This is a genomic window from Sediminibacterium sp. FW305-C-61 (assembly GCF_058231065.1).
This window is the reverse complement of the sequence record NZ_JBIQXR010000008.1, coordinates 75,436-81,529: the sequence shown is the minus strand read 5'-3', so window position 1 is coordinate 81,529 and position 6,094 is coordinate 75,436. Positions and strand designations below refer to the sequence as shown.

Below are 6,094 nucleotides of genomic sequence, written 5' to 3'. Positions count from 1 at the left end.
CACTATACCTGAAAGAGTGGAACGATGCCATTACTTTCAGTACTGAATACATCAATGCAGTTCCTTTGGCTTCACGTGCCAACTTCCCTGGAATCTGGACCGATGCCAACAGCAGTGAAACTGCTTTTAAATTAAGTCGTACCGCTTCACTGGGTGGTCGTATCGGTAGCTTATGGCGTGGTACTTCTGCTAATTCAAGTAATATCGGTGGTATTACCTGGACCATTTCTCAGAAACTTTGGGATATGTATGATCAGACTAATGATATCCGTTTCTCTTCTTATGTAAAAGATGAGCCATTACTGGTAGGTACTGGTCGTAAATACACTCGTTTGATCACTAAATATGCTGGTACTACTTATGGTACTGCAACTGAAAACGTAGCAGATGCTAAAGTATTCCGTACCGGTGAAATGTATCTGATCCGTGCAGAAGCGCGCGCAGAAAGCAATGACCTGGTGAATGCTGCAGCTGATCTGAATGCACTGAGAGCTGCCCGTATCACCGGTTATGTTCCTGTAGTACTGGCTTCTAAAGATGCAGCCATCTCTGCTATCATGGATGAGCGCTTCAAGGAATTGCCTTATGAAGGACATCGCTTCTGGGACCTGAAGAGAAGAAACCTTCCTGTTGTTCGTCTGACTGTAGACTTACCACAGGTGAATGCAGCAACTACACTGCCTGCAGGTAACTTCCGCTTCCTGTTACCAATACCAAATGCTGAAATACAGGCTAACCCTGTTATACAGCAGAACCCGGGTTATACCAACTAATACAGTTTGTAAAATCTATATTGAAGAGAGCCGATCATTTTTGATCGGCTCTCTTATTATTTACAGGTTATGGTAAAATTGGCCGCAAGCTTTGATTTCTGCTTGTTTTAGGCTTTCGGCTTTTAATGGAATAAATGAGAGGCGGCCTGAGAATCAGATAATTTAAAATCAGATGGTTAAAGAAGTATTTGAGTGCTAATAATGCGCTGGCAATAATAAATGGAACACAGATCTTCATGATCTTCAGGGTCTATCATGATAAATCCTGAAGATCATGAAGATCTGTGTTCCATCTTAAGTGTGACTTTCAACTCGTGGCTAAATTTCTCTTGACAGCAACTGGAGTCTGTCAGTTAAGAGAGACAAGGTTCATTGTATATGGTGTTCCGTATAACCAGTTAAATATGTTTAAGCATGCTACTGTATTAAAAACAAATGACCGGAACATTGCCGGTCATTTGTTTTTAATAAGCTCATTCATTTTACTGTGGGAGTACATCCATTAGCTTTTTCTGAAGATCTTCACCTCTAAGGTCAGTAGCGATGATTTTTCCATCAGGATCTACCAGCACATTAAAAGGAATGCCTTCTATTTTGTATAAAGGTACCACACTGCTTTCCCAATATTTAAGGTCACTGATATGTTTCCAGGTAAGTTTATCCTTTGCAATAGCATCTAACCATGATTGTTTATCCTGGTCAAGCGATACACCCAGAACAGTGAAGTTCTTGTCTTTAAACTTATTATATGCTGCTACAACATTCGGGTTTTCTTTTCTGCAAGGCATGCACCAGCTTGCCCAAAAATCAACCAATACATATTTGCCTTTTAAACTACTCAGGCTGAATGTCTTTCCGTCGGTATCAGGTAAAGTTATTTCAGGTGCCGGCTGATTAATAAATGGATCTGTAGCAGGTTGTTGATTTTTACCATAAGCACTGAGGAGGGCTTTTATTTTAGCCAAACCAGTATGGTCTTTAAATTTTTCAGCAGAAGCATCAGCTAGTGCCTTTAATTCCTCTGGCGACATGGTACGTGAACCCATGCCAAGTGCATAATATCTCGCAGCCGGACTTTCAGATCCATTGATATAATCTGAAATGAGTTTATTCATGTCTTTGATCTGAACATCACGTCTGGCTTTTTCTAAAGTAAGTAAGCTATCGTTGCCGCTTCTTTGCAAAGTATCTAACATTCCAAGTGTATGGTATAAAATAGAATCTTTCACACTGAATTTTTCAAACAGGGTGTGAAGGCTTTCACTTGCATCGGATCCTTCTACTTTATAAGCACGGTAATTGTTTACATCCATATTTACCTTGATGCTCTTGCCATCGTTCACCAATAATACATCAGGACCATTTTCAATTACCAGGCGATAAAGGGCCTCTTCTTTTCCTACTGCTCTCAGTTCAAAATTTCCATTGTCTTTCAAAGTACCCGAATCGAGTACCACTGGTTGATCGCCACCAAAAGGGAGTTCCTGTAAAAATATTCTTTTCGATGGAGCATTGCTGATTTTACCACTTACGGTGAATGCACCATATTTTTTTTCCTGGCAACTGCTTACCAGTGCGACAATCGCCGCGATGTATAGCATTTTCTTCATACCTGATTACTGATTTATTGATTGAGTTTTTGTTCTAATAATGTAGTTACCTGTTTGGGGTCGGCTTTACCTTGACTGCGCTTTTTTACTTCTCCTACAAATAATCCGATCAGTCCTTTTTTCCCTTTTTTATACTCCAACACCTTCTCCGGCATTGCGGCAATGGCTTCATTCACCCATGTTTCCAATGCTCCCGCATCGCTTACCTGAATTAGGTTCAAAGAGGCAGCCAGTGTTTCCGGGTCGGTTTCTTGTTGCATTAATAACGGTAACAGCTTAGAAGACGCAATAGAAAAGCTAACCTTACCATTTTGTACCAAATCAATTAAAGCAGCAAGCGTTTTTGCTGATAAAGGCAATTGATCGATTCCGGTTTGCTGCTCATTCAGGTATTGGCGAATGGGGCCAGTTATCCAGTTGGCAATTGCTTTGTAATTTTTCGTGAATGCGATAACAGATTCAAAATAGGCAGCGGTTGCTTTTGTATCACATAATTGTGATGCATCGTATTCACTTAGACCAAAGTTTTCAGTATATGTTTTGATCAATACGGCCGGTAAAGCGGGTAATGATGCTTTGATACCCTGGATATAATTTTCAGTTAATCGGAATGGTGCAAGATCCGGATCCGGAAAATAACGGTAATCGTTGGCCTCTTCTTTATCACGAATCGCAAAAGTGGTGTCGTTGGAGGCATCAAAGCTTCTGGTCTGTTGTTGAATTAGCTTGCCCTCTTCTAGTAAGTTGATGATTCTATCAATCTCAAACTCAATGGCTTTTTTTACATTACGGATTGAGTTCAGGTTCTTTACTTCTACTTTGGTACCTAATTTTTCTTCTCCCTTTAATCTCACAGAAATATTGGCATCGCAGCGCAGACTACCTTCCTCCATATTACCATCGCAAATACCCAGCCATTGTACAAGCTTTCTTATTTCTGTAACATAATGCCAGGCTTCTTCAGCGCTATGAATATCCGGCTCTGTAACAATTTCAATTAGTGGTGTGCCGGCGCGGTTCAGGTCGATACAGGTATAATCTTCTTCCAGGTCATGGATACTTTTGCCAGCATCTTCTTCCAGGTGAATGCGATTTAGTTTTACTTCTTTCTTTCCATTACTGGTTGTAATGCTTACATAACCTCCTTTGCATATGGGTGTTGTATGTTGTGATATCTGGTAACCTTTTGGAAGGTCAGGATAGAAATAATTTTTACGTGCGAAATAATTGTCTTTCTCAATTTCGCATCCGCAAGCCAAACCCATCTTTATAGCAAACTCAACTGCTTTTTTGTTTGTTTTTGGAAGTGTTCCGGGGTGGCCCAGGGTAATTGGACTAACATGTGTATTGGGGGCCGCACCAAATGCTATGCTGTCACCACAAAATAATTTGCTTTCGGTTGCCAACTGAGCATGTACTTCTAAACCTATAACAGCTTCATATTTTTCTTCTGATAACATGGGCAACAAAAGTACAATACCTTCTTTACCCTTTTGGGTGAATCGGGTTATTTTATGAGAGAATTATAAGGAAAGTATGCGATTTAAATCAGTTTCAGACACTGTAAGGAGTTTAACCGCAGGCAGCCTGCGGGTTAGTTCTTTCCAGTTTTTATCTTTCCCATATATCTTTTTTAACATAGGCAGTGCCTTATCTACTTCCTTATTATTTGCAAGGGTTATTGCGGTCCAGAACTGCATTTCGAGGTTTTCAGGAAATAATTGCATTGCGGCATTGTATTCTGACATGGCTTTTGTCATGTCATTTTTTTCAACGGCCAAATCTCCTTCGTTCATGTGTTGGTAGGCGAGGTGTACGAGGTATAGCCTGCGTAGTTCTTTTAATGGTTCTTTCGCATCATCTACACGAAGGTCAACCGTTTTATTGTTCCAGCTTTCTGTTGGCTTACCAGGCACTACAATGATAGCGGCTGCCTGCATGCCTCGTATATCACCACCCGCTTTTTGGGCTGCTTCCAATGCCAGTAATACCCTTTCTGCCAGTGGTTTTCCAGTGCTTTTCTCAAATGCTTCCGACATGTATTCATCTACTTTATCGCCCAGCATCATATTGCTTTGTACACTATAATTGATACCCTTTATATGACTGGCAACCTGTATACAGTTTTTGCCGGTATGGGTTGCCACATTTCCTTTAGTATCTATTATTGCTACCTGTCGCACATCCCTTCCTTGGTCTGCATTGGTTAACTGATCAAGTACTTCCTGAGATGAGAGCCCTTGTTTTAATAATGCAAGCGCTTTTGGGCCATATGATTTATCTACAAATGATTGTGTTGCAACAGCGCCTACACCAGCTTCTGCCCATGGTACGGATGTACCTACACTAAACCAATGACTCTGCACACCTACCGCCATTTCTCCCGTATTGGCATCTCTTGCCACAATGGAAAAAGTGTGTACCAGTGGTTGGTTTGATTTATAAACCTGTGCAGTTGCTTCTGTTACAATGGTTGCAGATAAAAGGAAATACAATAAATATCGCATAGTAAGATTTTTGATGCTAGGACTTACAATCCTATGGTCTATGGTCCATAGTCCATGGTCCATAGACCATAGGGGCTCGTTCAACCTTTTGAGTGCTAAAATACAAATAAAAAACCGCGCCAGCCCTTACTTTATCAGGGTGACGCGGCTTATATACACATGAGAATGAGAAAGATGGTTGGACCTGACTACAGGTCGGCAGTTTTTAATTTTTTAGGGAGTTTAATTTCAATAACCTGCGATTTACCTGCCCGGGTGATACCTGCTTTTACAACATCACCTTCTTTCAGGTCTTTGAGTGCTTCTTTAATTTCGTCAACTGCGTTTACCGCTTTACCATTAATGGAAGTGATAATATCGTCTGTTTTTATACCGGCTTTATCTGCAGGGGTATCATCATCAACTTCAGTAACTTTTACACCTTTATTATTTTCTGTATCTTCTATTGATATGCCTAATTTAGGTTTACTGGAATAATTGAAACTGAATGGCATTCCATTTCTAAGTTTAGGCATATTATCGAAATTAAAATTTCGATTGAAGCTGTCACCAAAATCAAAGTCAAAACCCATTTCCATGGTTTTACCTAAAGTGGCCGTGGTTGTATTTTCCTTGCCATCGCGCAGGTAATGGATGGTAACTTTATCTTCCGGCTTGTATTTACCAATGGTTTCATATAAGTCTTCACTTCCGGTAATTGTTGCATCATTTACTTTGGTAATGATATCATCTTTTTGAAGTCCTGCTTTAGATGCTCCGCTTTCACTCGTAACCGAAGTTATTTTAGCACCCTTTTCATGTTTCTCACTCATTACACCCAATAGGGCCCTTTCTTTACCACCTTTATGCAGGTCATCCAGCTTAAAGAAATTAGCACCACCACGGCCTGGGATCATCATACGTAAACCCGGACTCAATTTCAACATGTCCATATCGCCTAATTTTTCCATTTCTTCAGGACTCATCTCTTTGATATCCTTACCGTTAATGGTTACTTTATCGCCATCTACAACAATGGATAATTTCTTACTGATTTTCTCCTTGGGTTCCTTATCTGCTTTTTCTTTTTCAGTTGTTTGTGCAGTTGCTGTCATACCAGTGAACAGCACCAATGCTGCCATCCATTTTCTATACATAAGAAATATTTTTAGAGTACGAAATGTTTAGTAGTCAAATGTCAGAAAAAAATTAATTACGAAAGGTT

At 40.1% G+C, this 6,094-nt stretch carries 5 protein-coding genes; 1 reads left to right on the top strand and 4 read right to left on the bottom strand.

What is annotated here, in order from left to right; translation table 11 throughout:
- Positions 1-773, top strand: a 773-nt coding sequence (locus tag ACH30E_RS16570) for a RagB/SusD family nutrient uptake outer membrane protein (protein ID WP_490847357.1), incomplete at its 5' end; no start/stop codon positions are given.
- 482 nt (positions 774-1,255) lie between these two features.
- On the opposite strand, the gene ACH30E_RS16565 is transcribed toward ACH30E_RS16570, so the two are convergent.
- The 4 genes from ACH30E_RS16565 to ACH30E_RS16550 form a co-directional block, all read right to left on the bottom strand.
- The gene (locus tag ACH30E_RS16565; protein WP_490825664.1) at positions 1,256-2,383 is read right to left on the bottom strand and encodes a redoxin domain-containing protein; all 1,128 of its coding nucleotides are present in this window, start codon (positions 2,381-2,383) and stop codon (positions 1,256-1,258) included.
- 14 nt (positions 2,384-2,397) lie between these two features.
- Complete coding sequence (gatB, locus tag ACH30E_RS16560; RefSeq protein ID WP_490825665.1) at positions 2,398-3,843, bottom strand: Asp-tRNA(Asn)/Glu-tRNA(Gln) amidotransferase subunit GatB; 1,446 nt, start codon at positions 3,841-3,843, stop codon at positions 2,398-2,400.
- 63 nt (positions 3,844-3,906) lie between these two features.
- A complete protein-coding gene (locus tag ACH30E_RS16555; RefSeq protein WP_490825666.1) occupies positions 3,907-4,890 on the bottom strand; it encodes a DUF1028 domain-containing protein in 984 nt (327 codons plus the stop codon).
- Positions 4,891-5,078: 188 nt separating this feature from the next.
- Positions 5,079-6,026 carry a PDZ domain-containing protein gene (locus ACH30E_RS16550; RefSeq protein ID WP_490825667.1) on the bottom strand — a complete coding sequence of 316 codons (948 nt, stop codon included), beginning with the start codon at positions 6,024-6,026 and terminating at the stop codon, positions 5,079-5,081.
- Positions 6,027-6,094: the final 68 nt, after the last annotated feature.

Coding starts and splice junctions, on each gene's coding strand:
- gatB (WP_490825665.1), bottom strand. CDS start 3,843: ATGTTATCAGAAGAAAAATATGAAGCTGTTATAGGTTTAGAAGTACAT.
- ACH30E_RS16565 (WP_490825664.1), bottom strand. CDS start 2,383: ATGAAGAAAATGCTATACATCGCGGCGATTGTCGCACTGGTAAGCAGT.
- ACH30E_RS16550 (WP_490825667.1), bottom strand. CDS start 6,026: ATGTATAGAAAATGGATGGCAGCATTGGTGCTGTTCACTGGTATGACA.
- ACH30E_RS16555 (WP_490825666.1), bottom strand. CDS start 4,890: ATGCGATATTTATTGTATTTCCTTTTATCTGCAACCATTGTAACAGAA.